The 26,701-nt window shown below is 60.0% G+C and carries 19 protein-coding genes; 12 read left to right on the plus strand and 7 right to left on the minus strand.

Features of this window, described 5'->3' with window-relative positions:
* Positions 1 to 25 precede the first annotated feature (25 nt).
* Together QK293_RS12535 and QK293_RS12540 are read right to left on the minus strand one after the other, a co-directional pair.
* On the minus strand, positions 26 to 3,496 hold the full coding sequence (locus QK293_RS12535; RefSeq protein WP_282377592.1) for a PAS domain-containing hybrid sensor histidine kinase/response regulator: 3,471 nt from the start codon (positions 3,494 to 3,496) through the stop codon (positions 26 to 28).
* Between the two features lie 210 nt (positions 3,497 to 3,706).
* The gene (locus QK293_RS12540) at positions 3,707 to 4,246 is read right to left on the minus strand and encodes a TetR/AcrR family transcriptional regulator (RefSeq protein WP_282377593.1); all 540 of its coding nucleotides are present in this window, start codon (positions 4,244 to 4,246) and stop codon (positions 3,707 to 3,709) included.
* Positions 4,247 to 4,337: 91 nt separating this feature from the next.
* Between QK293_RS12540 and QK293_RS12545 the strand changes: the two genes are divergently transcribed.
* The 4 genes from QK293_RS12545 (at position 4,338) to QK293_RS12560 (ending at position 9,114) form a co-directional block, all read left to right on the plus strand.
* On the plus strand, positions 4,338 to 5,531 hold the full coding sequence (locus tag QK293_RS12545; protein ID WP_282377594.1) for an MFS transporter: 1,194 nt from the start codon (positions 4,338 to 4,340) through the stop codon (positions 5,529 to 5,531).
* A 42-nt stretch (positions 5,532 to 5,573) separates the two neighbouring features.
* Positions 5,574 to 5,885, plus strand: a complete 312-nt coding sequence (locus tag QK293_RS12550; RefSeq protein WP_282377595.1) for a cupin domain-containing protein — start codon at positions 5,574 to 5,576, stop codon at positions 5,883 to 5,885.
* A gap of 105 nt (positions 5,886 to 5,990) precedes the next feature.
* Entirely contained in the window at positions 5,991 to 7,142 is a 1,152-nt protein-coding gene (locus QK293_RS12555) for a TDT family transporter (RefSeq protein ID WP_282377596.1), read from the plus strand.
* A 97-nt stretch (positions 7,143 to 7,239) separates the two neighbouring features.
* Positions 7,240 to 9,114, plus strand: coding sequence for an MFS transporter (locus QK293_RS12560; protein WP_282377597.1), 1,875 nt, complete (start codon positions 7,240 to 7,242; stop codon positions 9,112 to 9,114).
* Positions 9,115 to 9,163: 49 nt separating this feature from the next.
* Here QK293_RS12560 and QK293_RS12565 read toward each other — a convergent pair whose 3' ends face one another.
* From QK293_RS12565 to QK293_RS12585, 5 genes are all read right to left on the minus strand, one after another.
* Positions 9,164 to 10,090 (minus strand): GGDEF domain-containing protein, encoded by a 927-nt coding sequence (locus QK293_RS12565; RefSeq protein ID WP_282377598.1) that lies wholly within the window; start codon positions 10,088 to 10,090, stop codon positions 9,164 to 9,166.
* 231 nt (positions 10,091 to 10,321) lie between these two features.
* Positions 10,322 to 11,062, minus strand: a complete 741-nt coding sequence (locus QK293_RS12570) for a YciK family oxidoreductase (RefSeq protein WP_282377599.1) — start codon at positions 11,060 to 11,062, stop codon at positions 10,322 to 10,324.
* A gap of 274 nt (positions 11,063 to 11,336) precedes the next feature.
* The gene (gene mupP, locus QK293_RS12575; protein WP_282377600.1) at positions 11,337 to 12,008 is read right to left on the minus strand and encodes an N-acetylmuramic acid 6-phosphate phosphatase MupP; all 672 of its coding nucleotides are present in this window, start codon (positions 12,006 to 12,008) and stop codon (positions 11,337 to 11,339) included.
* A 4-nt stretch (positions 12,009 to 12,012) separates the two neighbouring features.
* Complete coding sequence (gene ubiG / locus QK293_RS12580) at positions 12,013 to 12,711, minus strand: bifunctional 2-polyprenyl-6-hydroxyphenol methylase/3-demethylubiquinol 3-O-methyltransferase UbiG (protein WP_282377601.1); 699 nt, start codon at positions 12,709 to 12,711, stop codon at positions 12,013 to 12,015.
* 57 nt (positions 12,712 to 12,768) lie between these two features.
* Positions 12,769 to 14,103: a TRZ/ATZ family hydrolase gene (locus QK293_RS12585; protein WP_282377602.1), complete on the minus strand. Its 1,335-nt coding sequence runs from the start codon at positions 14,101 to 14,103 to the stop codon at positions 12,769 to 12,771.
* Positions 14,104 to 14,211: 108 nt separating this feature from the next.
* Between QK293_RS12585 and mtnA the strand changes: the two genes are divergently transcribed.
* From mtnA to rpsA, 8 genes are all read left to right on the plus strand, one after another.
* On the plus strand, positions 14,212 to 15,288 hold the full coding sequence (gene mtnA, locus QK293_RS12590; RefSeq protein WP_282377603.1) for an S-methyl-5-thioribose-1-phosphate isomerase: 1,077 nt from the start codon (positions 14,212 to 14,214) through the stop codon (positions 15,286 to 15,288).
* A gap of 424 nt (positions 15,289 to 15,712) precedes the next feature.
* Positions 15,713 to 18,373 (plus strand): DNA gyrase subunit A, encoded by a 2,661-nt coding sequence (gyrA, locus tag QK293_RS12595; protein ID WP_282377604.1) that lies wholly within the window; start codon positions 15,713 to 15,715, stop codon positions 18,371 to 18,373.
* A gap of 155 nt (positions 18,374 to 18,528) precedes the next feature.
* Entirely contained in the window at positions 18,529 to 19,614 is a 1,086-nt protein-coding gene (gene serC, locus QK293_RS12600) for a 3-phosphoserine/phosphohydroxythreonine transaminase (protein ID WP_282377605.1), read from the plus strand.
* The gene (pheA, locus tag QK293_RS12605) at positions 19,614 to 20,708 is read left to right on the plus strand and encodes a prephenate dehydratase (RefSeq protein WP_282377606.1); all 1,095 of its coding nucleotides are present in this window, start codon (positions 19,614 to 19,616) and stop codon (positions 20,706 to 20,708) included. The genes serC and pheA overlap by 1 nt, the downstream gene beginning before the upstream one ends.
* Positions 20,709 to 20,720: 12 nt before the next feature.
* Positions 20,721 to 21,833, plus strand: a complete 1,113-nt coding sequence (gene hisC, locus QK293_RS12610; RefSeq protein ID WP_282377607.1) for a histidinol-phosphate transaminase — start codon at positions 20,721 to 20,723, stop codon at positions 21,831 to 21,833.
* Positions 21,834 to 21,861: 28 nt separating this feature from the next.
* Positions 21,862 to 24,069, plus strand: coding sequence for a bifunctional prephenate dehydrogenase/3-phosphoshikimate 1-carboxyvinyltransferase (locus QK293_RS12615; protein ID WP_282377611.1), 2,208 nt, complete (start codon positions 21,862 to 21,864; stop codon positions 24,067 to 24,069).
* Positions 24,066 to 24,755 carry a (d)CMP kinase gene (gene cmk, locus QK293_RS12620; RefSeq protein WP_282377608.1) on the plus strand — a complete coding sequence of 230 codons (690 nt, stop codon included), beginning with the start codon at positions 24,066 to 24,068 and terminating at the stop codon, positions 24,753 to 24,755. The genes QK293_RS12615 and cmk overlap by 4 nt, the downstream gene beginning before the upstream one ends.
* Before the next feature lie 119 nt (positions 24,756 to 24,874).
* On the plus strand, positions 24,875 to 26,569 hold the full coding sequence (rpsA, locus tag QK293_RS12625; protein ID WP_140681797.1) for a 30S ribosomal protein S1: 1,695 nt from the start codon (positions 24,875 to 24,877) through the stop codon (positions 26,567 to 26,569).
* Positions 26,570 to 26,701 lie beyond the last annotated feature (132 nt).

A 26,701-nucleotide genomic window follows, 5' to 3' on the forward strand; every position in this document is an offset into this window, starting at 1 on the left:
CACCACGAGCCTCAAACCTGCCGCGCTACAACGGCAAATGCCGACTCAGCAACGCCCGCAACGCCGCCGGTTTCACCGGTTTTGCCAGGTAATCCAGCCCCGCCGCATGCACCTGGGCCACCATCTCCGGTCGCCCATCGGCGCTGATTACTACCCCAGGCACCGGCTCACCCAGTTGGGTGCGCAACCATGCCATCAACTCGGTTCCGGTCTCGCCATGGTCCAGGTGGTAATCCACCAGCGCCAATTGCGGCCGCACTCCGTCACTGAGCAGCGCCGCGCATTCATCGCGGTTACGGGCGGTCCAGACCTGACAACCCCAGCGGGTGAGCAGGCTGTTCATGCCGATCAGGATGCTGTCTTCGTTATCGATGCACAGCACCTGCGCGCCGCTCGGCAATTTGCCGTTGAGTTCGGCGGTTTTGGTCGGCAGGGCGGTTTGAGCGCTAGCCAACGGCACACTGACACTGAACACGCTGCCGCGCCCCGGCCAGGAGCGTACGCGCAAGGTATGACCCAGTACGCGACACAGTCCGTCAGCAATGGCCAGCCCCAGCCCCAGGCCTTTTTCAGCACGGGTCTGGTGGCTGTCGAGGCGTTTGAATTCTTCGAAAATGACCCGCTGCTTATCCTCTGGAATGCCCGGACCACGGTCCCAGACCTCCAGGCACAGCTCGCCCTTGCGTCGGCGAACGCCCAGCAGCACCGGGCCTTTGGCGTAGCGGAAGGCATTGGTCAGGAAATTCTGCAAGATTCGTCGCAACAGTTTGATGTCGCTGTCGATTCGCAACGTACTGCCCCTGACACGGAATTTCAGCCCCTGGCCTCTGGCCAGCGCCTTGAACTCGGCACCGAGGATGTCGAACAGTTCGTTGAGCACAAAAGGCTTGGGATCAGGGTTGATCATGCCGTTTTCCAGCCGGGAAATGTCCAGCAAGTCGCTGATCAGGTCCTCGGCCGAGCGCAGTGAACTGTCCAGGTGATGGACCAGTTTCTGCGCCTCGCCGGATAAGCCGTCGTCTTGGTGGGAAAGGGCGGCGGAGAACAGTCGCGCGGCGTTCAACGGTTGCATCAAGTCATGGCTGACCGCCGCGAGGAAACGGGTTTTCGACTGGTTGGCCGACTCCGCGGTGCCTTTGGCGTCGGTCAGGGCCACGTTGAGTTGCGACAATTCGTGGGTCCGCTCGGTAACCCGTCGCTCCAGACCTTCGTTGGCCTCGGTCAGCGCCTGCTCCGACTCGCGGAACGCGGTGATGTCGGTGAAACTCATGACGAAACCGCCGCCCGGCATCGGGTTGCCGATCAGCTCGATCACACGGCCATTGGGGAAAAGTCTTTCAGAGGTATGGGCGCGGCCCTGACGCATCCAGTGCAAGCGGCGGGCGACGTGCACTTCGGCTTCGCCGGGGCCGCACAGGCCGCGCTCGGCGTTGTAGCGAATGATGTCGGCAATCGGTCGGCCAAGCCTGATCAGCCCATCAGGGTAATTGAACAACTCCAGATAGCGCCGGTTCCAGGCCACCAGTTTCAGCGACTGGTCGACCACGCTGATGCCCTGGGTGATGTTCTCGATCGCGCCTTGCAGCAGCGCGCGGTTGAATTGCAACACCTCCGAGGCTTCATCGGCGATACGAACGACGTCCTCAAGTTGCATCTCCCGACCTTCGATGGCGGCTTTTACCACCGCCCGGGTCGAAGAAGCGCCGAGCACACCGGCCAGCAAGCGTTCGGTATGGGCGATCCATTCACCGTCGGCGTTCTGGTTCGGGTTGAAGCCTTTGCCTTGGCGGTAGGCGAAGCGGATAAAACTCTGACGGGCGCGTTCTTCGCCGACGAAGCGCGCCGCCAGCTGCAACAAATCGTCGATCTGCACCGACAGCATCGAACGGGCGCTGGGGCGGGCACTGATTTCCTGACCGATGAAGCGACCCGCCTGCCAGTGTTCCGAAACCCTGGTACGTGACAGCACCGATACCCAGGCGAACAGCGTGAAGTTGGCCGCAAGCGACAACACCACGCCTTGTGTCAGCGGGGTGAGTGGCAGTTTCAGCGGGTTGCTGTGCAACCAGGCCAGCCCTGGGAAACTGCTCAGGGATAAGCCGAGGCTGTGGGCTGCGATCGGCAGAATCAGTGTGTAGAACCAGAGGAATGTCCCGGCGGCGAGGCCGGCGAATACACCGCGACGATTGGCCTGTTTCCAGTACAGCGCGCCGAGCATGGCCGGGGCCAGTTGGGTCACGGCGGCGAAGGCGATCTGGCCGATGGTGGCCAGGCTCGCCGTCGAGCCGAGCAGGCGATAACTGACGTAGGCCAGCAGCAGAATCACCACGATGCTCACTCGGCGCACCGAGAGCATCCACTGGCGGAACACTTCGAACGGTCGCTCGGCGTTGTTGCGCCGCAGCAACCATGGCAACAGCATGTCGTTGGAGACCATGGTCGACAGCGCCACGCTGGCGACAATCACCATGCCGGTCGCCGCCGAGGCACCGCCGATAAACGCCAGCATCGCCAGGGCAGGGTGGGATTGAGCCAGCGGCAGGCTAATGACAAAAGAATCCGGCAATACCGAGCTCGGCAGCAGCATCTGGCCGGCGAGGGCGATGGGAACGACGAACAGCGCCGCCAGCGCCAGATAGGCTGGAAACACCCATTTGGCCAAGCGCAGATCCTGAGGGTCGATGTTTTCCACCACGGTCACGTGAAACTGCCGGGGCAAGCAGATGATGGCCATCATCGCCACGCCGGTCTGCACCACCATCGACGGCCAATTAATGGTTTCTTTCCAGTATTCCTCCAGACGCGGTGCGAGCATGGCCTGGTTGAACAGGTCGTCGAAACCGTCGTACAGGCCGTAGGTCACAAACGCGCCGACGGCGAGAAAAGCGAACAGCTTGACCAGCGATTCGAACGCAATCGCCAGCACCATGCCGCGGTGGTGTTCAGTGGCGTCGAGGTTGCGGGTACCGAAGACGATGGTGAACAGCGCCAGCACCAGCGACACGATCAACGCCGTGTCCTGGGCGCGAGTGCCCATGGCGTCGGCACCGGCGCCGATCAGCAAGTTCACCCCGAGCACGATGCCCTTGAGTTGCAACGCGATGTAGGGCAACACGCCGACCAGGCAGATCAGCGCCACCACCACCGCCAGCGACTGGGATTTGCCATAGCGGGCGGCGATGAAGTCGGCAATGGAGGTGATGTTCTCCTGCTTGCTGATCATCACCATTTTTTGCAGGACCCATGGCGCGCACACCAGCAGCAGAATCGGCCCGAGGTAGATCGGCAGGAAGGACCAGAGCTGTTCGGCGGCCTGGCCCACGGCGCCAAAGAAGGTCCAACTGGTGCAATAGACGGCCAGCGACAGGCTGTACACCCAGGCGCGCACCCGCGGCGGCAACGGCGTGCTGCGACGATCGCCGTAGAAGGCGATGGCGAACAAGATGGCCATATAGGCCAGGGCGACGGCGGCGATCAGCCCGCTGGACAGCGACATGGGAACTCCAGACAAAAGACACCCGGGACTCCCGCCCGGACAGACAGTCTCGCACGATGGCAGGGGTTAGTCAGTGTCGACCAAGGTCGCGGCGCGGCTGGGTGTCGCAGGTGAGCTATAGGTCGTTTGTGCGGACGCTTTCGCGGGCAAGCCTCGCTCCTACAAGAGCGCCGTACCCTGTAGGAGCGTGGCTTGCCCGCGAAGGCGGCCTCACTGATTCAACGCAATCGCGATCAGCCGATGCAACTCCTCAACCTCCAGCGGCGCCGCCGAAAACAGGATACGAAACACCGTCGGCGCCGCCACCATGTTAATCAGCCGATCAACGTTGGGCTTTGGCTGTCCGGGGTAACGATCCAGTATCGTCTGCAACTGCCCGCCAATGATCGTCGCGCAATAGACCGGTGTGGTGCTGCATTGCACGTCGCGCAACATGTTGCGGCCGGGCTCGGAAGTCATCTCGTCCAGATACTGCTCCGCCCAGGCGCGCACGTCACCGCGCAGGCTGCCGGTATCGGCCGGCTCGCTCTCGGGGCGCATGCGGGCGAGGGCAACATCCGCCAACAACACCGACAGATCGCCCCAGCGCCGGTAGATGGTCGACGGCGTGACGCCGGCGCGCGCGGCGATTTGCGGGACGGTCACGGTGGCACGGTCCTGTTCTTCGAGAAGATCGCGGACCGCAGAATGAACCGACTCTTGCACCCGGGCGCTTCTACCGCCCGGGCGTAATCCTTCTTTAATAGCCATGCATCGGACCTTAACACAAAGAATTTGCTTTAAGCGCTGGCCAGTCGCACACTCCGCAAAAGCAAAAAGTTAGCTTTTGCGGAGTATGCCCATGATCAGTTCAACTTCCAATCGTTCAAGCCTGTGGTTCCTGGCGTTCACCTTACTCAGTTTTCTCGCCGCGTCCACGGCGCCGACGCCGTTGTATCACTTGTACCAGGAACACCTGCAGTTTTCGGCAGCGACCCTGACTCTGATTTTCGGCGTGTACGCCATTAGCTTGCTGGTGGCATTGCTCACGGTCGGTTCGCTCTCGGATTATCTGGGACGCAAACCGGTGATTTTTACCGCTGTGATGTTGAACATGCTGGCGATGCTGCTGTTTATCAAGGCAGACAGTGTCGCCTGGTTGATCAGTGCACGAGTGCTTCAGGGTTTTGCCACGGGGATGGCCACTGCCGTATTGAGTGCGGCGCTGCTGGACACCGATCGCCAGCAAGGGCCGCTGGTCAACAGTGTTGCGCCGTTGCTGGGCATGGCGGCGGGTGCCATGGGGTGCGGCTTGTTGGCCGAGTTTGCACCGCTGCCGTTGCAGTTGACCTATTGGGTGTTGTTCGCACTGTTTGTGATGCAGGCACTGTACGTCTGGCGCTTGCCGGAAAGCGTCAGTCGGCAACCGGGAGCCTGGGCCTCGCTGCGCCCGACATTGCATGTGCCGATCCAGGCGCGGCGCGTGTTGTGGCTGGTGCTGCCGATCAACATCGCGGTGTGGGCGCTCGGTGGTTTTTACGCTTCTTTGGCACCGTCTCTGGTGCGCACGGCCACCGGATCGACCTCAAATCTGATTGGCGGTGCGACGGTGGCCGTGTTGACAGTAACCGGCGCGTTGATGATCTACGCCCTGCGCAATCAGCCGGCCGACAAGGTCTTGCGATTGGGCGGCAGTCTGCTGCCTGTCGGCATCGCGCTGATTCTGATAGCGGTGCACAGCGCCAGCCTGACGCTGTTTTTCGTCGGGACGCTGGTCGCCGGCTGCGGTTTCGGCGCTGGTTTCCTCGGTGCGTTGCGCAGTGTCGTGCCGCTGGCCTTGCCCCATGAACGGGCAGGGTTGATGTCGGCTTTCTATGTGCTCAGTTATCTGGCGTTCTGCTTGCCGTCGTTGTTGGCCGGGAACTTGACCCGGACCTTTGGACTGGTGGCCACCACCGATGGTTACGGTGCGGTGCTGATTATTCTCTCGGTCGGCGCTCAGCTCGCGTTGATGCGTCAGCGGTCCATGAAAGTCTGTGGCGTCGATGTGCGATGACCGCTAGCCTTGGCGCCGCCATTCAATTCGACGGACCGACGCATGAAAATCATCCGCAGCAACGCCTTCACCGCTGACCGTGCCTGGGGCGCTTTGGATATCGCCAACATGAACGGCATCACCACGCGTTTGCACTGGACCGATCAACCCTATAAATGGCACGTCAATGATGGGCAAGAAGTGTTCGTGGTGCTGGATGGCGTCGTGCAGATGCGTTATCGCGAAGACGGTCAGGAAAAACAGGTGGTATTGGGCGTAGGCGATATCTTTTATGCCGACGTCGGCACCGAACACGTTGCCCATCCGCAGGGCGTGGCGAGAATCCTGGTGATCGAGACTGAAGGCAGCGTCTGACGCTATATCTGCAAAACAGATAACAGTTAGAGATATTACCCGTTATATCGATATTCGATTCAGATCTACCATGGGCTCCACCTCAACAGAGGATAGGAGTTCCCCATGACATGCCCCAACACCGCCCCAGCCGGTTTCAAACCTTTCAGTCATTTGCAGCACCCGCGCGAAGTCATCCGCCAGTTCACGCCGAACTGGTTCGCCGCCACCATGGGCACCGGCGTGCTGGCGTTGGCGCTGGCGCAGCTGCCTACTGCCAATCCCGGTTTGCACGCGATTGCCGAAGCTCTTTGGCTGTTTAATATCGTGCTGTTCGTTTTGTTTACGGCGGTATACGCGGCGCGTTGGGTGCTGTTTTTTGATGAGGCGCGGCGGATTTTCGGCCACTCCACGGTGTCGATGTTTTTTGGCACCATCCCTATGGGCCTGGCGACCATCATCAATGGCTTTCTGTTGTTCGGTTTGCCGCGTTGGGGCGAGGGCGTGATTCATGTCGCCGAGGTGCTGTGGTGGCTGGATGTGGCGATGTCGCTGGCGTGCGGCGTGCTGATTCCCTACCTGATGTTCACCCGTCAGGAACACAGCATCGACCAGATGACTGCCGTCTGGCTGTTGCCAGTGGTGGCGGCGGAAGTGGCGGCCGCCAGCGGTGGTTTGTTGGCGCCGCACCTGGCGGATGCCCATTCGCAACGGGTGGTGCTGGTGACGAGCTACGTGCTTTGGGCATTTTCCTTACCGGTGGCGTTCAGCATTCTGACCATTCTGTTGCTGCGCATGGCGCTGCATAAATTGCCCCACGAAAACATGGCCGCCTCCAGCTGGCTGGCGCTGGGCCCGATCGGCACTGGAGCGTTGGGCATGTTGTTGCTGGGTGCCGACGCACCAGCAATCTTTGCGGCCAACGGTCTGCCGGGCATCGGTGAAATCGCCGCAGGGCTGGGGTTGGTGGCCGGGATCACCCTGTGGGGTTTTGGTCTGTGGTGGATGCTGATCGCGATGCTCATCACCCTGCGTTACCTGCGCGTCGGTATTCCTTTCAATCTCGGCTGGTGGGGCTTCACCTTCCCATTGGGTGTTTATTCTCTGGCGACGTTGAAACTGGCCAGCACCTTGAACCTGACGTTTTTCAGTGTCTTCGGCTGTGTGCTGGTGGTGTTGCTGGCAGTGATGTGGCTGATCGTCGCCAAACGGACGGTGCAGGGCGCGTGGCGGGGCGAGCTATTTGTCTCGCCGTGCATAGCCGGATTGAAGAAATAACCGGCGAAGATAGGTAATGTGTGGCCTGGATCGTCGTTCGATATTCCAATAACGGTATCCACGCCACTCTCTACCCAACATCAGGGACACATGGAAGATGAGTCACCCCTCACAGTTCACCTTGCTTCGCACCCGGCGCTTCCTGCCATTTTTCGTCACGCAGTCGCTCGGGGCGTTCAACGACAACATCTTCAAGCAGTCGCTGATCCTCGCCATTTTGTACAAGCTGACTATCGAGGGTGATCGCTCGATTTGGGTCAACCTGTGTGCGCTGCTGTTCATCCTGCCGTTTTTTCTGTTCTCGGCGCTGGCCGGGCAGTTCGGTGAAAAGTTCGCCAAGGACGCGTTGATCCGTCTGATCAAGCTCGGGGAAATCGCCATCATGGCGGTCGGCGCAGTCGGTTTCATGTTCGATCACCTGTCGCTGATGCTGGTGGCGCTGTTTGCCATGGGCACTCACTCAGCGCTGTTCGGGCCGGTGAAATACTCGATCCTGCCGCAGGCCTTGCGTGACGAAGAGCTTGTGGGTGGCAACGGCCTTGTGGAAATGGGCACCTTCCTGGCGATCCTCGCCGGGACCATCGGCGCCGGGATCATGATGTCGTCCAGTTATTACGCGCCAATCGTCTCCACCGCGATCATCGGTATTGCGGTGCTCGGTTATCTGGCCAGTCGCAGCATTCCACGGGCGGCGGCCGCCTCACCTGAAATGCGTCTGAACTGGAACATTTTCAGCCAGTCCTGGGCCACGTTGAAACTGGGCTTGGGGCAGACCCCAGCGGTGTCGCGTTCGATTGTCGGCAACTCGTGGTTCTGGTTTGTCGGGGCGGTTTATCTGACGCAGATCCCGGCCTATGCCAAGGAGTGGATGCACGGCGACGAAACCGTGGTGACGCTGATTCTTACCGTGTTCTCGGTCGGTATCGCACTCGGTTCGATGCTCTGCGAAAAACTGTCCGGACGCAAAGTCGAGATCGGACTGGTGCCGTTCGGCTCATTCGGTCTGACCGTGTTTGGTTTGCTGCTGTGGTGGCATTCCGGTGGAATTCCGGACAGCGTTACCGGCCATGGCTGGATCGAAGTCCTGGGTTTTGGCCACGCCTGGCTGGTGTTGATCGACATTCTGGGGCTTGGCGTGTTCGGCGGATTCTACATCGTGCCGCTGTACGCGCTGATTCAGTCACGTACCCCCGAGAACGAGCGGGCGCGGGTGATTGCCGCCAACAATATTCTCAACGCGCTGTTCATGGTGATCTCGGCGATTGTCTCGATCGTCTTGCTGAGCATGGTCAAGCTGTCGATTCCGCAGTTGTTCCTGGTGGTGTCGCTGCTGAACATCGGCGTCAACGCCTACATCTTCAGCATTGTCCCTGAGTTCAGCATGCGCTTCATGATCTGGCTGCTCAGCCATTCCATGTACCGCGTGGAGCATCGCAATCTGCAGCTGATTCCCGATGAAGGCGCGGCGTTGCTGGTGTGCAATCACGTGTCCTTCGTCGATGCCTTGCTGATTGGCGGCGCGGTGCGTCGGCCGATTCGCTTTGTGATGTATTACAAGATCTACAACTTGCCGGTGCTCAATTTTATCTTCCGCACGGCCGGGACCATTCCGATCGCGGGGCGTCAGGAAGACATTCAGATCTACGAAAAAGCGTTCACGCGCATTGCTCAGTATCTGAAGGACGGCGAGTTGGTGTGCATCTTCCCTGAGGGCAAATTGACCGCCGATGGCGAGATCAACGAGTTCAAGGGCGGGCTGAGGCGGATTCTCGAACAGACGCCGGTGCCGGTGATTCCATTGGCACTGCAGGGTTTGTGGGGGAGTTTCTTCAGCCGCGACCCGCAAAAGGGTGTGTTTCGCCGGTTGTGGTCGCGGGTGACGCTGGTGGCAGGGCCTGCGGTGTCGGTTGAAGCGGCAGAACCCTCCCGGTTGCAAGGGTTGGTGGGGGATTTGCGCGGTACTGTTCGCTAATACCTGTCCATGCGGGCCGCTGCACCAGCGAGCCCGCTCTGGCGGATATTCAGCCCGCCATCGCCAATCGGTTGCGCCCCTCGCGCTTGGCCACATACAACGCACTGTCGGCCCGTCGCAACAGGCTATCGGCAGACTCGCCGGGCAATAGGGTTGAGCAGCCAAGGCTGACCGTCAGCTCGATCAAATGGCCGTCGGCGGCATAATCTTCAGTCTGCGCGGCAAGCCGCAGTCGCTCGCCGACCAGGGCTGCCGCTTCCCGGTTGGTGTTGGAAAGCAGGATCAGGAACTCCTCGCCACCAAACCGGAAAACCATGTCCACGTTACGTAACTGGCTTTTGATCGACGCTGCGACGGCCTTGAGCACGTGATCGCCGGCGCTGTGTCCGTGGTTGTCGTTGATGTGTTTGAAGTGATCGATGTCCAGCATCAGCAGCGACAAGGGTTGCATATGCCGACGGGCCATCTCGATTTCCCGTTGCAGGGTCTGATCCATGGCGATGCGGTTGCCGGTGTCCGTGAGCGGATCGCGCAAGGCACTTTGGGTCGCGGCGCGGTAGAGCAGGGCATTGCGCATCGGATACATCAATGCGGACAGCAGCGACTCAAGGTGGCCCTGTTCCTGTTCACTGAAGCGCTGATTGCGGCGGAATACCAGTTCACCCAGGTGCTCGCCTTCATGGCTGAGGCTGTAGCTGATCGAGTGATGGCCGCGCAGGCCGAACTCCAGGCGCAAGTCGCTGGCCTTGTGCTGATAGATCAAGGTGTCGAGCGGTACAAGTCGCTGAATTTCACGAAAGAAAAGCCCGAGAATGCGTTGCGGCTCAAGACTGGTTTGCAGCTGCAGGCTCAGCTTCTGGCGCAGTTGCGCAAGGCTGACAGGCCGCTCCCGCAGGGGAGACTGTTGACCAAGGCCCAGGCGTTGCAATTTGGCAACATCGAAGTCAATTGCGTTGGTCTGGGAAGGTGATTTCATGTGGCGTCCGCCCGTTTGCTTTCACACTGCGTGTCTGAGCAAATTTAGAGCGAAAGTCGTGCCATTCAGTTCCGTCAAATAAAATACGTTATAAATCAATAGTTTGGTGACTGTTTTAAAATTTATTCCGAATGAGGTGGCAGTTGTTTGACTTGCTATTGGTGTGTGGTTGCGGCGCACTTTGAGTGCCGCGACGGGAAGCCGTCGCAGCACAAAAGCAATGCGCGGGCGTTACTGAGCGTTGAGCGCCTGGCCGTTGACGCCGGTGCTCTCCGGACCCATCAGGTAGAGGTAGACCGGCATGATCTCCTCGGGCGTCGGATTGTTCATCGGATTTTCACCCGGATAAGCCTGGGCGCGCATGCTGGTGCGCGTGGCGCCCGGGTTGATGCTGTTGGAGCGCACCGGTGCCACGGTGTCGACTTCGTCCGCCAGGGTTTGCATCAAGCCTTCGGTGGCGAACTTGGAGACGCCGTAAGCGCCCCAATACGCGCGACCCTTGCGACCGACGCTGCTGGAAGTGAACACCACCGAGGCGTCCTGGGACAGCTTGAGCAGCGGCAGCAGGGTGCTGGTGAGCATGAACATGGCGTTGACGTTGACATGCATGACGCGCATGAAGTTTTCGCCCGACAGCTGCTCGATCGGCGTACGCGGGCCAATGATCGACGCGTTGTGCAGCAAACCGTCGAGGTGGCCGAATTCGGTTTCGATCATCGCTGCCAGCTCATCGTATTGATGGGGCAGGGCGGTTTCCAGGTTGAACGGGATCACGGCCGGTTGTGGATGGCCAGCGGCTTCGATTTCGTCGTAGACCTGAGTCAGGTTGGCTTCGGTCTTGCCCAGCAACAGCACGGTGGCGCCGTGCGCGGCGAAGGTTTTCGCGGCGGCAGCGCCGATGCCACGGCCAGCGCCGGTGACCAGGATGACCCGGTCCTTGAGCAAATTTGGGCGGGCGGAATAATCAAACATAAAAAACCTCTACAAAAACAGAAAACAGACCGCAACACGATCGTTCGCGAGCAAGTCCGTTTAGGCCGAAATGCGGTCCGTAGCAGCTGGCGAAGCCTGCGTTCGGCTGCGAAGCAGTCGTGAAACCAGGCGACGCGGTGTTTCAGTTTTATCCGTATGTTCAGTGTTTGCGACTGCTTCGTCCGAACGCGGCCCGAACCGAACGCAGCCTTCGGCAGCTGCTACAAGGAATGCATAGCTGCCAATATTACTGACTGGCTGGCAGAATCGATTTTCAGCAACCACACAAAGCGCTATCCAGCACCTTGCGCAACTCCAGCGGATGATCGACCACCACATCCGCGCCCCAATGCCGCGGGTTATCGTCCGGATGAATGTAGCCATAGGTCACGGCGGCCGTTTTGGTGCCGGCATCGCGACCGGACTCGATATCGCGCAAGTCATCACCCACAAACAGCACGCAGGCCGGGTCCAGGTCGAGCATCTTGCACGCCAGGATCAACGGCTCGGGGTCCGGTTTGCTGTTCTTCACATGGTCCGGGCAGATCAACAGCGCCGAGCGCTCGGCCAATCCAAGCTGCTGCATGATCGGCTCGGCAAACCGCAGTGGCTTGTTGGTGACCACGCCCCAGATCAGGTTGGCCTTCTCGATGTCGGCCAGCAGTTCGCCCATGCCGTCGAAGAGTTTGCTGTGAACCGCGCAACCGGCGAGGTAGCGCTCCAGGAACTCCAGGCGCAACGCCTCGAAACCCGGTGATTCCGGGTCCATGGAGAAGGTCACGGCGACCATCGCCTTGGCGCCGCCGGAGATCTCGTCGCGAATGTGCTGGTCGTTCATCGGCGGCAGGCCGCGGTCGGCACGCATCGCCTGACAGATCGCAATGAAGTCCGGCGCGGTGTCGAGCAGGGTGCCGTCCATGTCGAAAAGAACTGCTCTGATACGCATCGGCTTACTCCTCGCGCAGGGTCTGGATCATGTAGTTGACGTCCACGTCGCAGGCCAGTTTGTAGTGCTTGGTCAGCGGGTTGTAGGTCAGGCCGATGATGTCCTTGACGGTCAGGCCGGCCATGCGGCTCCAGGCACCGAGCTCGGAAGGGCGGATGAATTTCTTGAAGTCGTGGGTGCCGCGCGGCAGCAGCTTCATGATGTATTCCGCGCCGACGATGGCGAACAGGTACGCCTTCGGGTTGCGGTTGATGGTGGAGAAGAACACCTGGCCGCCGGGTTTCACCATGCGGAAACAGGCGCGGATCACCGAGGAGGGGTCCGGCACATGCTCGAGCATTTCGAGGCAGGTGACCACGTCGAACTGCTCGGGCATTTCTTCGGCCAGCGCTTCGGCGGTGATCTGCCGGTATTCGACACTCACGCCGGACTCCAGTTGATGCAGTTGCGCGACCGCCAGCGGCGCTTCGCCCATGTCGATGCCCATGACGGTAGCGCCGCGCTGGGCCATGGCTTCGCTGAGGATGCCACCGCCACAGCCGATGTCGAGGACTTTCTTGCCGGCCAGACTGACGCGTTCGTCAATCCAGTTGACCCGCAGCGGGTTGATGTCGTGCAGCGGTTTGAACTCGCTCTCGCGGTCCCACCAGCGATGGGCCAGGGCTTCGAATTTGGCGATTTCGGCGTAGTCGACGTTGCTCATGGTTAAGTCCTCTAAAACTTGAAAAATCCTGTTGCCCCGGTGGTAGGTCCGGGGTGCTTACGATTCGGTATGGCCGCTGATGCGCTGGCCCCAGGCCTTGGCGGTGGCGCACAGCTGTTTTTCATCCAGGCGAGTCAGGCGACGGTCGTCGAGCAGTTGCTTGCCGGCGACCCAAAGGTGTTTCACGCAGTCGCGGCCGGTGGCATATATAAGCTGCGAAACCGGGTCGTAGACCGGTTGCTGCGCCAGGCCGGAGAGGTCGAACGCGACGATGTCTGCCGCTTTGCCGACTTCCAGCGAACCGACGTCAGCCTCGATCCCAAGCGCACGCGCGCCGTTGAGCGTGGCCATGCGCAGGGCGCGATGAGCGTCCAGCGCGGTGGCCGAGCCGGCGACGGCTTTGGCCAGCAACGCGGCGGTGCGGGTTTCGCCGAGCAGGTCCAGGTCATTGTTGCTGGCCGCGCCATCGGTGCCGACCGCCACATTGACGCCAGCCTGCCACAAGCGCTCCACCGGACAGAACCCGCTGGCCAGCTTCAGGTTCGACTCCGGGCAATGAATCACATTGGTATTACTTTCTACCAGCAACACCAGGTCTTCATCGCTGATCTGAGTCATGTGAACCGCCTGAAAGCGCGGCCCCAGCAAACCCAGGCGCCCGAGGCGGGCCAATGGGCGTTCGCCGCGCTGCTCGACGGACTGCTGCACTTCATAAGCCGTTTCATGCACGTGCATATGGATCGAGGCGTCCAGTTCTTCGGCGATCACGCGGATTTTCTCCAGGGTCTCGTCGCCCACGGTGTAGGGGGCGTGAGGGCCGAAGGTCACTTTGATGCGCTCGTGGTGCTTGAGATCGCCGAACAATTCGACGCCCTGACGAATGGCTTCGTCCGCTGTACTGGCACCCGGGATCGGGAAGTCGAGGATCGGTATCGCGATTTGTGCGCGAATGCCGCTGTTATGGACGCGCTCGCTGGCAACCTTCGGGAAGAAATACAGGTCAGAGAAGCAGGTGATGCCACCTTTGATCTGCTCGGCGATCGCCAGGTCAGTGCCGTCACGTACAAACGCTTCATCGACCCACTTGGCTTCGGCCGGCCAGATGTGGTTCTCCAGCCAGGTCATCAGCGGCAAATCATCGGCCAGGCCACGGAACAGCGTCATCGCCGCATGCCCGTGGGCATTGATCAAGCCAGGGCAAAGCAACATGTCCGGCAATTCGCGGACTTCGGTTGCGTTAAGCTTCAGTGCTGCGGCGCGCGGGCCGATAAAGACAATGCGCCCGTCACGGATGCCGAGGGCGTGCTCTTTGAGGACAACGCCAGCGGGTTCGACCGGTACCAGCCAGGTCGGCAGTAATAACAGGTCGAGCGCAGCGGCAGAGTTCGGCATCGAGAGTCGGTTCCAGAGCTTTTGTAAAGGATGGCGAAGTATACCCGAGCGTCTTCGCAGGGGGATCGCTATAATCGACGGCTTTTGTTCATGAGTGCGGGGTGAGGGATGCGCGATCGACTGTTGGCTGCGGAGAAGGTGAAGGCCATCGATTGGCGTGATGGCGCCCTGTACCTGCTGGATCAGCGTATTTTGCCGTTTGAGGAAGCGTGGATCGCCTACACCAGCGCCGCTGGCGTGGCCGAGGCCATTCGTTCGATGGTGGTGCGCGGCGCGCCGGCGATTGGCATCAGTGCCGCCTATGGTGTTGTGCTGGCGGCTCGGGCGCGGTTTACCCAGGGCGGCGACTGGCAGGCGGCGCTGGAAGAGGATTTCGCGCTGCTCGCCGACTCCCGTCCGACCGCGGTCAATTTGTTCTGGGCGTTGGGCCGTATGCGCGACCGACTTGAGCGTCTGAAGCATCACGCCGAGCCGCTGGCGGTGCTGGAGGCGGAGGCTATTGCCATTCATGAGAGTGATCGCGAAGCCAACCTGACCATGGCGCAACTGGGTGTGGACCTGATCCGCAAGCATCAGGGCAACGCCCAGGCGATCCTGACGCATTGCAACACCGGCGCACTGGCCACCGGCGGCTTTGGCACGGCACTTGGCGTCATTCGTGGGGCGTTCATCGAGGGCATGGTCGAGCGCGTTTACGCCGACGAAACCCGTCCCTGGCTGCAAGGTTCGCGGTTGACCGCATGGGAATTGGCCAACGAAGGCATTCCCGTGACCGTCAATGCCGACTCCGCCGCTGCGCACATCATGAAGACCAAAGGCATTACCTGGGTGATCGTCGGCGCTGACCGGATCACCGCCAATGGCGACGTGGCCAACAAGATCGGCACCTATCAGCTGGCGGTGAACGCCATGCACCACGGCGTGCGCTTCATGGTGGTGGCGCCGAGTTCGACCATCGACATGAACCTGGCCAGCGGTGATGACATCCCGATTGAAGAGCGCGACGGTCGCGAGTTGCTGGAAGTCGGCGGCACGCGGGTCGGCGCCGACGTCGATGCGTTCAACCCGGTGTTCGACGTGACGCCGGCTGACTTGATCGATGTGATCGTCACCGAAAAAGGCATCGTCGAGCGCCCGGACACCGCGAAAATGGCGCAGTTGATGTGCCGCAAGCGCCTGCATTGATGATCTGTTTTGCCTGATAAATCGCCTTCGCGGGCAAGCCTCGCTTCTACAGGATTGCGCGATCTGTAGGAGCGAGGCTTGCCCGCGAAGAACGATGACTCGGTCTACCGCTCCTGATACCCCATATTTTGCTTGCGAATCTGGTGTTGTGAAGGCTCTAAGCCTCTCTCGTCCCCTATCAGCCTGCCACCAGTCAACTAACTACACTCCATGCGCATCAGGGGGATAGGTGCGTGGCGGCTCTTGTGATAACATTCGGCGGTTTCCAAGGTAGCCCGATGTGGCTGCCTTTACTGCGCAGATCCATGGCAAAACTCGTTGATTTGTCGTAAGTCGGTGCATGGCACTCAGCCTGCAGCGGCGAGCTTCGTTCGTCCCATATGGATGTGACGAGGTTTCACCAGAAAAAGGAATCAGGCTTCTCATGGGCGAACTGGCCAAAGAAATCCTCCCGGTCAATATCGAAGACGAGCTGAAGCAGTCCTACCTCGACTACGCGATGAGCGTAATTGTCGGGCGGGCACTGCCGGATGCGCGCGATGGCTTGAAGCCCGTGCACCGGCGTGTGCTGTTCGCGATGAGCGAGCTGGGCAACGACTTCAACAAGCCGTACAAGAAATCTGCCCGTGTTGTCGGTGACGTGATCGGTAAGTATCACCCTCACGGTGATACCGCGGTGTACGACACCATCGTTCGGATGGCGCAGCCATTCTCGCTACGCTACCTGCTGGTAGACGGTCAAGGCAACTTCGGTTCCGTGGACGGCGACAACGCCGCCGCCATGCGATACACCGAAGTGCGCATGACCAAGCTGGCGCACGAACTGCTGGCTGACCTGCACAAAGAAACCGTGGACTGGGTGCCGAACTACGACGGCACCGAAATGATCCCGGCGGTCATGCCGACCCGTATTCCCAACCTGTTGGTCAACGGCTCCAGCGGTATCGCCGTGGGCATGGCGACCAACATTCCGCCGCACAACCTCGGTGAAGTCATCGACGGTTGCCTGGCACTCATCGACAACCCCGAGTTGACCATCGATGAGCTGATGCAATACATCCCTGGTCCGGACTTCCCGACCGCCGCGATCATCAACGGTCGCGCCGGCATCATCGAAGCCTACCGCACCGGGCGTGGCCGCATTTACATGCGCGCCCGCTCGATGATCGAAGACATCGACAAGGTCGGTGGCCGTCAGCAGATCGTCATCACCGAACTCCCTTACCAGCTGAACAAAGCCCGTCTGATCGAGAAGATCGCCGAGCTGGTAAAAGAGAAGAAGCTCGAAGGCATCACCGAACTGCGCGACGAGTCCGACAAGGACGGTATGCGCGTTGTGATCGAGCTGCGTCGCGGCGAAGTGCCTGAGGTGATCCTCAATAACCTCTACGCCCAGACCCAGCTGCAAGCGGTGTTCGGTATCAACATCGTCGCGCTGATCGACGGCCGTCCACGCATCCTGAACCTCAAGGACCTGCTGGAAGCCTTCGTTCGTCACCGTCGCGAAGTCGTTACCCGTCGTACCGTGTTCGAACTGCGTAAAGCCCGCGAACGGGGTCACATTCTGGAAGGTCAAGCGGTTGCCCTGTCGAACATCGACCCGGTCATCGCCCTGATCAAGGCATCGCCGACCCCGTCGGAAGCCAAGGAAGCGCTGATCAAGACGGCGTGGGAATCTTCCGCCGTGGTCGCGATGGTTGAGCGTGCCGGCGCCGATTCGTGCCGTCCAGAGACCCTGGACCCGCAATACGGTCTGCGCGAAGGCAAGTACTTCCTGTCGCCGGAACAGGCGCAAGCCATTCTGGAACTGCGTCTGCACCGTCTGACCGGTCTGGAACACGAGAAGCTGCTGGCCGAGTATCAAGAGATCCTCAACCAGATCGGCGAACTGATCCGCATCCTCAGCAGCGCCACGCGCCTGATGGAAGTGATCCGCGAAGAGCTGGAAGTGATCCGCGCCGAATACGGCGATGTGCGTCGCACCGAGATCCTCGATGCCCGTCTCGACCTGACCCTGGGTGACATGATCCCGGAAGAAGAGCGCGTCGTGACCATTTCCCACGGTGGCTACGCCAAGACCCAGCCATTGGCTGCGTACCAGGCTCAGCGTCGTGGCGGTAAAGGCAAATCGGCGACCGGCGTCAAGGATGAGGACTACATCGCTCACCTGCTGGTCGCCAACAGCCACACCACGCTGCTGCTGTTCTCCAGCAAGGGCAAAGTGTACTGGCTGAAAACCTACGAAATTCCGGAAGCGTCCCGCGCTGCCCGTGGTCGTCCGTTGGTCAACCTGCTGCCGCTGGGCGAGGGTGAATACATCACCACCATGCTGCCGGTCGATGAGTACACCGAAGGTCACTTCATCTTCATGGCCACCGCCAACGGCACCGTGAAGAAGACCCCGCTGGAATCCTTCAGCCGTCAACGCAGCGTCGGTCTGATCGCGCTGGAGCTGGATGAAGGTGACGTACTGATTTCTGCCGCCATTACCGATGGCGAGCGCGAAGTCATGCTGTTCTCCGATGGCGGCAAGGTCACTCGCTTCAAGGAAACCGACGTTCGCGCCATGGGCCGTACCGCTCGCGGTGTCCGCGGCATGCGTCTGCCGGAAGGCCAGAAGCTGATTTCCATGCTGATCCCGGAAGAAGGCAGCCAGATCCTCACCGCTTCGGCGCGTGGTTACGGCAAGCGCACGGCGATCACCGAGTTCCCTGAGTACAAACGTGGCGGTCAGGGCGTTATCGCCATGGTCAGCAACGACCGTAACGGCCGACTGGTCGGTGCAGTCCAGGTGCTCGACGGTGAGGAAATCATGCTGATTTCCGACCAGGGTACCTTGGTGCGTACGCGTGTTGACGAAGTCTCCAGCCTGGGTCGTAACACCCAGGGCGTGACCCTGATCAAACTGGCCAGCGATGAAAAGTTGGTAGGTCTGGAGCGGGTTCAGGAACCGTCGGAAGTCGAAGGTGAAGAGCTGGAAGGTGAAGAGGAAGAGGGTGCAGTGTTCGACGGTGAAGTCGTGATCGACGACGTTGCCGAAGACCAGCAACTCGACGCCGCCGCCGACGAAGAACCGCAGGAATAAGCGGACAAGCAGGGGGCGGATGAAAATTCGCCCCCTTGTTGTTTGTCCTCCAGAAACTGTGGAATTGTTTGATCGTTCCCACGCTCTGCGTGGGAACGATCAACAGATCAAATAGATTTATTGCGTGATACCACCAAATCAGAGCGAGATTGGATGTGAGCAAGAGAGCCTATAACTTCTGTGCCGGTCCTGCGGCGCTTCCTGAAGCTGTCCTGAAGCGCGCTCAGGGTGAACTCCTTGATTGGCACGGCAAGGGCCTGTCGGTCATGGAAATGAGCCATCGCAGTGATGAGTTCGTGTCCATCGCCACCAAGGCCGAGCAGGATCTGCGTGATCTGCTGAATATCCCCTCGAACTATAAAGTGCTGTTTCTGCAAGGTGGCGCCAGCCAGCAATTTGCTCAGATCCCTCTGAACCTGTTGCCGGAAAGCGGCACCGCCGACTATATCGACACCGGTATCTGGTCGCAGAAAGCCATCGAAGAAGCCTCGCGTTACGGCCACGTCAACGTTGCCGCGACTGCCAAGCCTTACGACTATTTCGCTATTCCCGGCCAGAACGAATGGAACCTGTCCAAAGACGCGGCCTACGTTCACTACGCGCCGAACGAAACCATTGGCGGCCTGGAGTTCCAGTGGATCCCGGAAACCGGTGATGTCCCTCTGGTCGCCGACATGTCCTCGGACATTCTTTCGCGTCCGATGGATGTCTCGCGCTTCGGCATGATCTACGCCGGTGCCCAGAAAAATATCGGCCCGAGCGGCATCGTCGTGAACATCATTCGCGAAGACCTGCTGGGTCACGCCCGTTCCCTGTGCCCGACCATGCTCAACTACAAGGTCGCGGCCGATAACGGCTCGATGTACAACACCCCGCCAACCCTGGCCTGGTACCTCTCGGGTCTGGTATTCGAGTGGATGAAGGAGCAGGGTGGTGTTGAAGCCATCGGCAAGCTCAACGACGTTAAACAGCGCACGCTGTACGCCTTCATCGACGCCAGCGGTTTGTACAGCAACCCGATCAACAAGTCGGATCGCTCGTGGATGAACGTGCCGTTCCGCCTGGCGGACGACCGTCTCGACAAGCCATTCCTGGCCGGTGCCGAAGAACGTGGCCTGTTGAACCTCAAGGGTCACCGTTCCGTGGGCGGCATGCGTGCCTCCATCTATAACGCCGTCGACATCGTTGCGGTCAACGCACTGATTTCGTACATGGCAGAGTTCGAGAAGGAACACGGTTAATGTCTGAGCAAGAACTCAAGGCACTGCGCATTCGCATTGATGCTCTGGACACCAAGGTCATGGAGCTGATCAGTGAGCGCGCTCGCTGCGCCCAGGAAGTTGCGCGAGTAAAGATGGCCTCGCTGGCCGAAGGCGAAGTGCCGGTGTTCTATCGTCCTGAGCGCGAAGCTCAGGTGCTCAAACGCGTGATGGAGCGTAACCAGGGGCCGCTGGGCAACGAAGAGATGGCGCGTTTGTTCCGCGAAATCATGTCCTCGTGCCTGGCCCTCGAGCAGCCGCTGAAAGTGGCGTACCTCGGCCCTGAAGGCACCTTCACCCAAGCGGCGGCCATGAAGCACTTCGGCCACGCGGTGATCAGCAAGCCGATGGCGGCCATCGACGAAGTGTTCCGCGAAGTGGCGGCCGGGGCGGTGAACTTTGGCGTGGTCCCGGTGGAGAACTCCACCGAAGGCGCGGTCAACCACACCCTCGACAGCTTCCTCGAGCACGACATGGTGATCTGTGGCGAGGTCGAGCTGCGGATTCACCACCACCTGTTGGTCGGTGAAAACACCAAGACCGACAGCATCAGCCGCATCTATTCCCACGCCCAGTCGCTGGCCCAGTGCCGCAAATGGCTGGACGCCCATTACCCGAATGTCGAGCGCGTGGCGGTGTCCAGCAACGCCGAAGCGGCCAAGCGGGTCAAGGGTGAGTGGAACTCGGCGGCGATTGCCGGCGACATGGCCGCAGGCTTGTACGGGCTGACCCGTCTGGCCGAGAAAATCGAGGATCGCCCGGACAACTCCACGCGATTCCTGATGATCGGCAGCCAGGAAGTGCCACCGACCGGCGACGACAAGACCTCGATCATCGTCTCCATGAGCAACAAGCCCGGCGCACTTCACGAGTTGCTAGTGCCGTTCCACGACAACGGCATCGACCTGACACGCATCGAGACGCGTCCGTCGCGCAGCGGTAAATGGACCTACGTGTTCTTCATCGACTTTGTCGGCCACCACCGCGATCCGCTGATAAAAGGTGTGCTGGAAAAGATCAGTCAGGAAGCAGTGGCACTTAAAGTGCTGGGTTCCTACCCGAAAGCAGTTCTCTAAGGGCGGTAGCAAATGAGTGGTGACTTCCTCGCTCTGGCACAGCCGGGCGTGCAACAACTTTCGCCTTACGTTCCCGGCAAGCCCGTGGACGAACTGGCGCGCGAGCTGAACATTGATCCGGCCAGCATCGTCAAACTGGCCAGCAACGAAAACCCGTTGGGCGCCAGTCCCAAGGCGCTGGCAGCCATTCGCGAAGAATTGGCCGAGCTGACCCGTTATCCGGACGGCAACGGTTTTGCGCTCAAGACCCTGCTGGCCGATCAGTGCCGCGTCGAGCTCAACCAGGTGACGTTGGGCAACGGTTCCAACGACCTTCTGGAACTGGTCGCGCGTGCCTATCTGGCGCCGGGTTTGAATGCCGTGTTCAGCGAGCACGCGTTTGCGGTCTATCCGATCGTGACCCAAGCCGTTGGCGCCCAGGCAAAAGTGATCCCGGCCAAAGACTGGGGCCATGATCTGTCGGCCATGCTGGCCGCGATCGATGCCAATACCCGTGTGGTGTTCATCGCTAACCCGAACAACCCGACCGGGACCTGGTTCGACGCCGAGGCGCTGGACGAATTCCTGCAGGACGTACCGGAACACGTGCTGGTGGTGCTGGACGAGGCCTACATCGAATACGCCGAAGGCAGCGACTTGCCTAATGGTCTGGACTACCTCGCGGCCTATCCGAACCTGCTGGTTTCGCGCACGTTCTCCAAGGCCTACGGTCTGGCGGCGTTGCGGGTCGGTTATGGCTTGTCCACTGCGGTGGTTGCGGATGTGCTGAACCGTGTGCGTCAGCCGTTCAACGTTAACAGCCTGGCCCTGGCCGCTGCGTGCGCTGCGCTGCAAGACACCGAGTACCTGGCTGAAAGCCGCCGCCTGAACGAATCCGGCATGCAGCAACTGCAAGCGGGTTTTCGTGAGCTGGGGCTGAGCTGGATTCCGTCCAAGGGCAACTTCATCTGCGTCGATCTGGGGCAAGTGGCGGCTCCGGTCTTCCAAGGCTTGCTGCGCGAAGGCGTGATCGTGCGTCCGGTGGCCAACTATGGCATGCCGAACCACTTGCGCATCACCATCGGTCTGCCAGCAGAAAACAGCCGCTTCCTCGAAGCGCTGACCAAGGTTCTGGCTCGTGGTTGATGTCACTGCACTGCCATCTGCTGAACCTATGATCGGTCGTCTGGTGGTGGTCGGTCTGGGGCTGATCGGTGGTTCGTTTGCCAAGGGTTTGCGTGAAAGCGGTCTGTGCCGCGAGGTGATCGGGGTCGATCTCGATCCGCAGTCGCGCAAACTGGCGGTCGAGTTGGGTGTGGTAGATCGCTGCGAAGAAGACCTGGCCGCTGCATGCCAGGGCGCTGACGTGATTCAGCTGGCCGTGCCGATCCTTGCCATGGAAAAAATGCTCGGCCGATTGGCCGCCATGGACCTGGGGCAAGCGATTCTGACCGACGTCGGCAGCGCCAAGGGCAACGTGGTGCGTGCGGCAACCGAGGCGTTTGGCGGCATGCCGTCGCTTTTCGTGCCGGGGCATCCGATTGCCGGCTCCGAGCAGAGCGGGGTGGAAGCCTCCAACGCCGAGCTGTTCCGTCGCCATAAAGTGATTCTGACGCCGCTGGATCAAACTGACCCGGCAGCCCTGGCAGTGGTCGACCGTTTGTGGCGCGAATTGGGCGCCGATGTCGAGCACATGCAGGTTGAGCGTCACGACGAAGTGTTGGCGGCGACCAGCCATTTGCCGCACTTGTTAGCGTTCGGTTTGGTCGATTCATTGGCCAAGCGCAATGAAAACCTTGAGATCTTCCGCTACGCTGCGGGCGGTTTCCGCGATTTCACAAGAATTGCGGGTAGCGACCCGGTCATGTGGCACGACATCTTCCTCGCCAATCGCGAAGCTGTCCTGCGCACACTCGATACATTTCGCAGCGACCTCGACGCCTTGCGCGACGCGGTCGATGCAGGGGATGGGCACCAATTGTTGGGCGTGTTCACTCGCGCCCGGGTTGCCCGCGAACATTTCAGTAAAATCCTGGCCCGCCGGGCTTATGTGGACGCTATGAACTCCAACGACCTGATTTTCCTGGCACAATCTGGTGGCCGCCTGACTGGGCGGATTCGCGTACCGGGCGATAAATCGATTTCCCACCGTTCGATCATGCTCGGCTCCCTGGCTGAAGGCGTCACCGAAGTGGAAGGTTTCCTCGAGGGCGAAGACGCCCTGGCAACCTTGCAAGCCTTCCGTGACATGGGCGTCGTGATCGAAGGTCCGCACCACGGTCGCGTGACCATTCACGGCGTCGGCCTGCAGGGCTTGAAGCCTGCGCCGGGCCCGATCTATCTGGGCAACTCCGGCACGTCGATGCGTCTGCTGTCTGGCCTGTTGGCTGCGCAGAACTTCGACAGCACGCTCACGGGTGATGCTTCGCTGTCCAAGCGTCCGATGAATCGCGTGGCCAATCCGCTGCGTGAAATGGGCGCCGTGATCGAGACCGCGGCTGAAGGTCGTCCACCGATGACCATTCGTGGCGGCAATAAGCTCAAAGGCCTGACTTACACCATGCCGATGGCCAGTGCCCAGGTTAAGTCCTGCCTGCTGCTGGCGGGTTTGTACGCCGAAGGCAAGACCACCGTCACCGAGCCGGCGCCAACCCGCGATCACACCGAGCGCATGCTGCGTGGCTTCGGCTATCCGGTCAGCGTCAACGGTGCGACCGCTTCGGTCGAGTCCGGCCATAAACTGACCGCGACCCACATTGAAGTGCCGGGCGACATCTCGTCGTCGGCGTTCTTCCTGGTGGCCGCATCGATCGCCGAAGGTTCGGAGCTGGTGCTCGAGCACGTCGGCATCAACCCGACCCGTACCGGTGTGATCGATATTCTGCGTCTGATGGGCGCCGATATCACCCTGGAAAACCAGCGTGAAGTCGGCGGCGAGCCGGTGGCGGATCTGCGCGTACGTGCAGCTAAACTCAAGGGTATCGAGATTCCCGAAGCGCTGGTTCCGCTGGCCATCGACGAATTCCCGGTGCTGTTCGTGGCTGCGGCCTGTGCCGAAGGGCGCACCATCCTGCGTGGCGCTGAAGAGCTGCGGGTCAAGGAGTCGGACCGGATTCAGGTCATGGCGGATGGCTTGCTGGCGCTGGGCGTCAAATGCGAACCGACCCCGGACGGCATCATTATCGACGGCGGCCAGATCGGCGGTGGCGAAGTGCACGGCCACGGCGATCACCGGATTGCGATGGCCTTCAGCGTTGCTTCGTTGCGCGCCACTGCACCGATCCGCATCCATGATTGCGCCAACGTCGCGACGTCGTTCCCGAACTTCCTCGCGCTGTGTGCGCAGGTCGGTATCCGTGTTGCACAAGAGGCTCAGTCGTGATTATCAAGCCACCGGTCATCACCATCGACGGGCCTAGCGGTTCGGGCAAGGGCACGATTGCCGGGATTCTGGCCAAGCGCCTGGGCTGGTGCCTGCTGGATTCCGGTGCGCTGTACCGTCTGCTGGCATTCGCCGCGCGTAACCATGGGGTCGATCTGACCAATGAAGAGTCGCTGAAGCTGCTGGCCGCTCATCTGGACGTGCAGTTCGTCGGCGCGACCGAAGGTCATCCGCAACGAATCATTCTCGAAGGTGACGATGTCACTGATGATTTGCGCAATGAACAAGTCGGTGCATGGGCCTCGCAAGTGGCCGCGTTGCCGGCGGTGCGCGACGCGCTGCTGCAGCGCCAGCGGGCGTTTCAGGAGCCGCCGGGTCTGGTAGCCGATGGTCGCGACATGGGCACGGTGGTTTTTCCCGATGCGCCGCTAAAGATATTCCTCACTGCCAGTGCCGAGGAGCGTGCGCGCCGTCGATACTTGCAGTTGAAGGGCAAAGTCGATGGTGTTAGTCTGTCGAGTCTGCTAGATGAGATACGTGCACGCGATGAGCGTGACACCCAGCGAGCGGTAGCCCCGCTCAAGCCGGCGGCTGACGCCATACAGCTGGATTCCACGGAATTATCCATCGATCAGGTGCTGGAACGCATCATGAGCGAGATCGCACTCCGCGATATCGCCGGGTGACCAAGAGACTCTGCAGGGGACCAGTCATAGTCCTGCGCTGTTTCTTTAAATGAACGTAACCCACGTCGTCTGGGATGTGGAGATGGGCGTATTCTTCGCCCTTATCATCAGGAATTAAAATGAGCGAAAGCTTTGCGGAACTCTTTGAAGAAAGCCTAAAAACCCTGAACCTTCAGGCAGGCTCCATCATCACCGGTGTTATCGTTGATATCGATTACCAAGCTCGCTGGGTAACCGTTCACGCTGGCCTGAAGTCTGAAGCACTCATCCCGCTTGAGCAGTTCTACAACGATGCTGGCGAACTGACTATCAACGTCGGTGACGAAGTTCACGTTGCTCTGGACTCGGTTGAAGACGGCTTTGGCGAAACCAAGCTGTCCCGTGAAAAAGCCAAGCGCGCTGAATGCTGGATTGTTCTGGAAGCAGCCTTCGCAGCCGAAGAAGTGGTCAAGGGCGTTATCAACGGTAAGGTTAAAGGCGGCTTCACTGTCGACGTTAACGGCATCCGTGCGTTCCTGCCAGGTTCTCTGGTTGACGTTCGTCCAGTGCGCGACACCACGCACCTGGAAGGCAAAGAGCTGGAATTCAAGGTCATCAAGCTTGACCAGAAACGCAACAACGTTGTCGTTTCCCGTCGTAGCGTCCTCGAAGCCGAGAACTCCGCTGAGCGTGAAGCTCTGCTGGAATCCCTGCAGGAAGGCCAACAAGTCAAAGGTATCGTCAAGAACCTCACCGATTACGGCGCATTCGTCGATCTGGGTGGCGTCGATGGCCTGCTGCACATTACCGACATGGCTTGGAAGCGTATCAAGCATCCTTCCGAAATCGTCAACGTTGGCGACGAGATCGATGTCAAGGTTCTGAAGTACGATCGCGAACGCAATCGTGTTTCCCTGGGCCTCAAGCAACTGGGCGAAGATCCATGGGTTGCTATCAAAGCCCGTTACCCAGAAAGCACTCGCGTTACCGCTCGTGTAACCAACCTGACCGACTACGGCTGCTTCGCTGAGCTGGAAGAAGGCGTTGAAGGCCTGGTACACGTTTCCGAAATGGACTGGACCAACAAGAACATCCACCCTTCGAAAGTCGTACAAGTCGGCGACGAAGTGGAAGTTATGGTTCTGGACATCGACGAAGAGCGTCGTCGTATCTCCCTCGGCATCAAACAGTGCAAATCTAACCCATGGGAAGATTTCTCTGGCCAGTTCAACAAGGGCGATAAAATCTCCGGCACCATCAAGTCGATCACCGATTTCGGTATCTTCATTGGTCTGGACGGCGGCATCGACGGTCTGGTTCACCTGTCCGACATCTCCTGGAACGAAGTGGGCGAAGAAGCCGTTCGCCGCTTCAAGAAGGGCGACGAGCTGGACACCGTTATCCTGTCGGTTGACCCAGAGCGCGAGCGTATCTCCCTGGGTATCAAGCAACTGGAAAGCGATCCGTTCTCCGAGTACGTTCAAGAGAACGACAAAGGCGCCATCGTTAAAGGCATCGTGAAAGAAGTTGACGCTAAAGGCGCCATCATCACTCTGGCCGACGATATCGAAGCGACTCTGAAAGCCTCCGAAATCAGCCGTGACCGCGTTGAAGACGCGCGCAACGTTCTGAAAGAAGGCGAAGAAGTAGAAGCCAAGATCATCAGCGTTGACCGCAAGAGCCGTGTAATCCAGCTCTCCATCAAGTCGAAAGACGTTGAAGAAGAGAAAGAAGCCATCCAAAGCCTGCGCGACAAGCCAGCTTCGGATACCGCTGCTCCTGGTCCTACCACTCTGGGCGACCTGTTGCGTGCACAAATGGAAAAACAGAACTAAGTTCTGTCAGACCATAGAAAAAGGGCGACTTCGGTCGCCCTTTTTTGCGCCTGCGATTTAGTGGCGCCTACGCACCTTGTAATTGGATGGACTCGCCCAAGCCGAGGCGTCAATGCGCCACGGTGGCAGTCT

Origin of the sequence: Pseudomonas sp. AL03, assembly GCF_029960815.1 — a bacterium.
In the GTDB taxonomy this organism is placed as follows: domain Bacteria; phylum Pseudomonadota; class Gammaproteobacteria; order Pseudomonadales; family Pseudomonadaceae; genus Aquipseudomonas.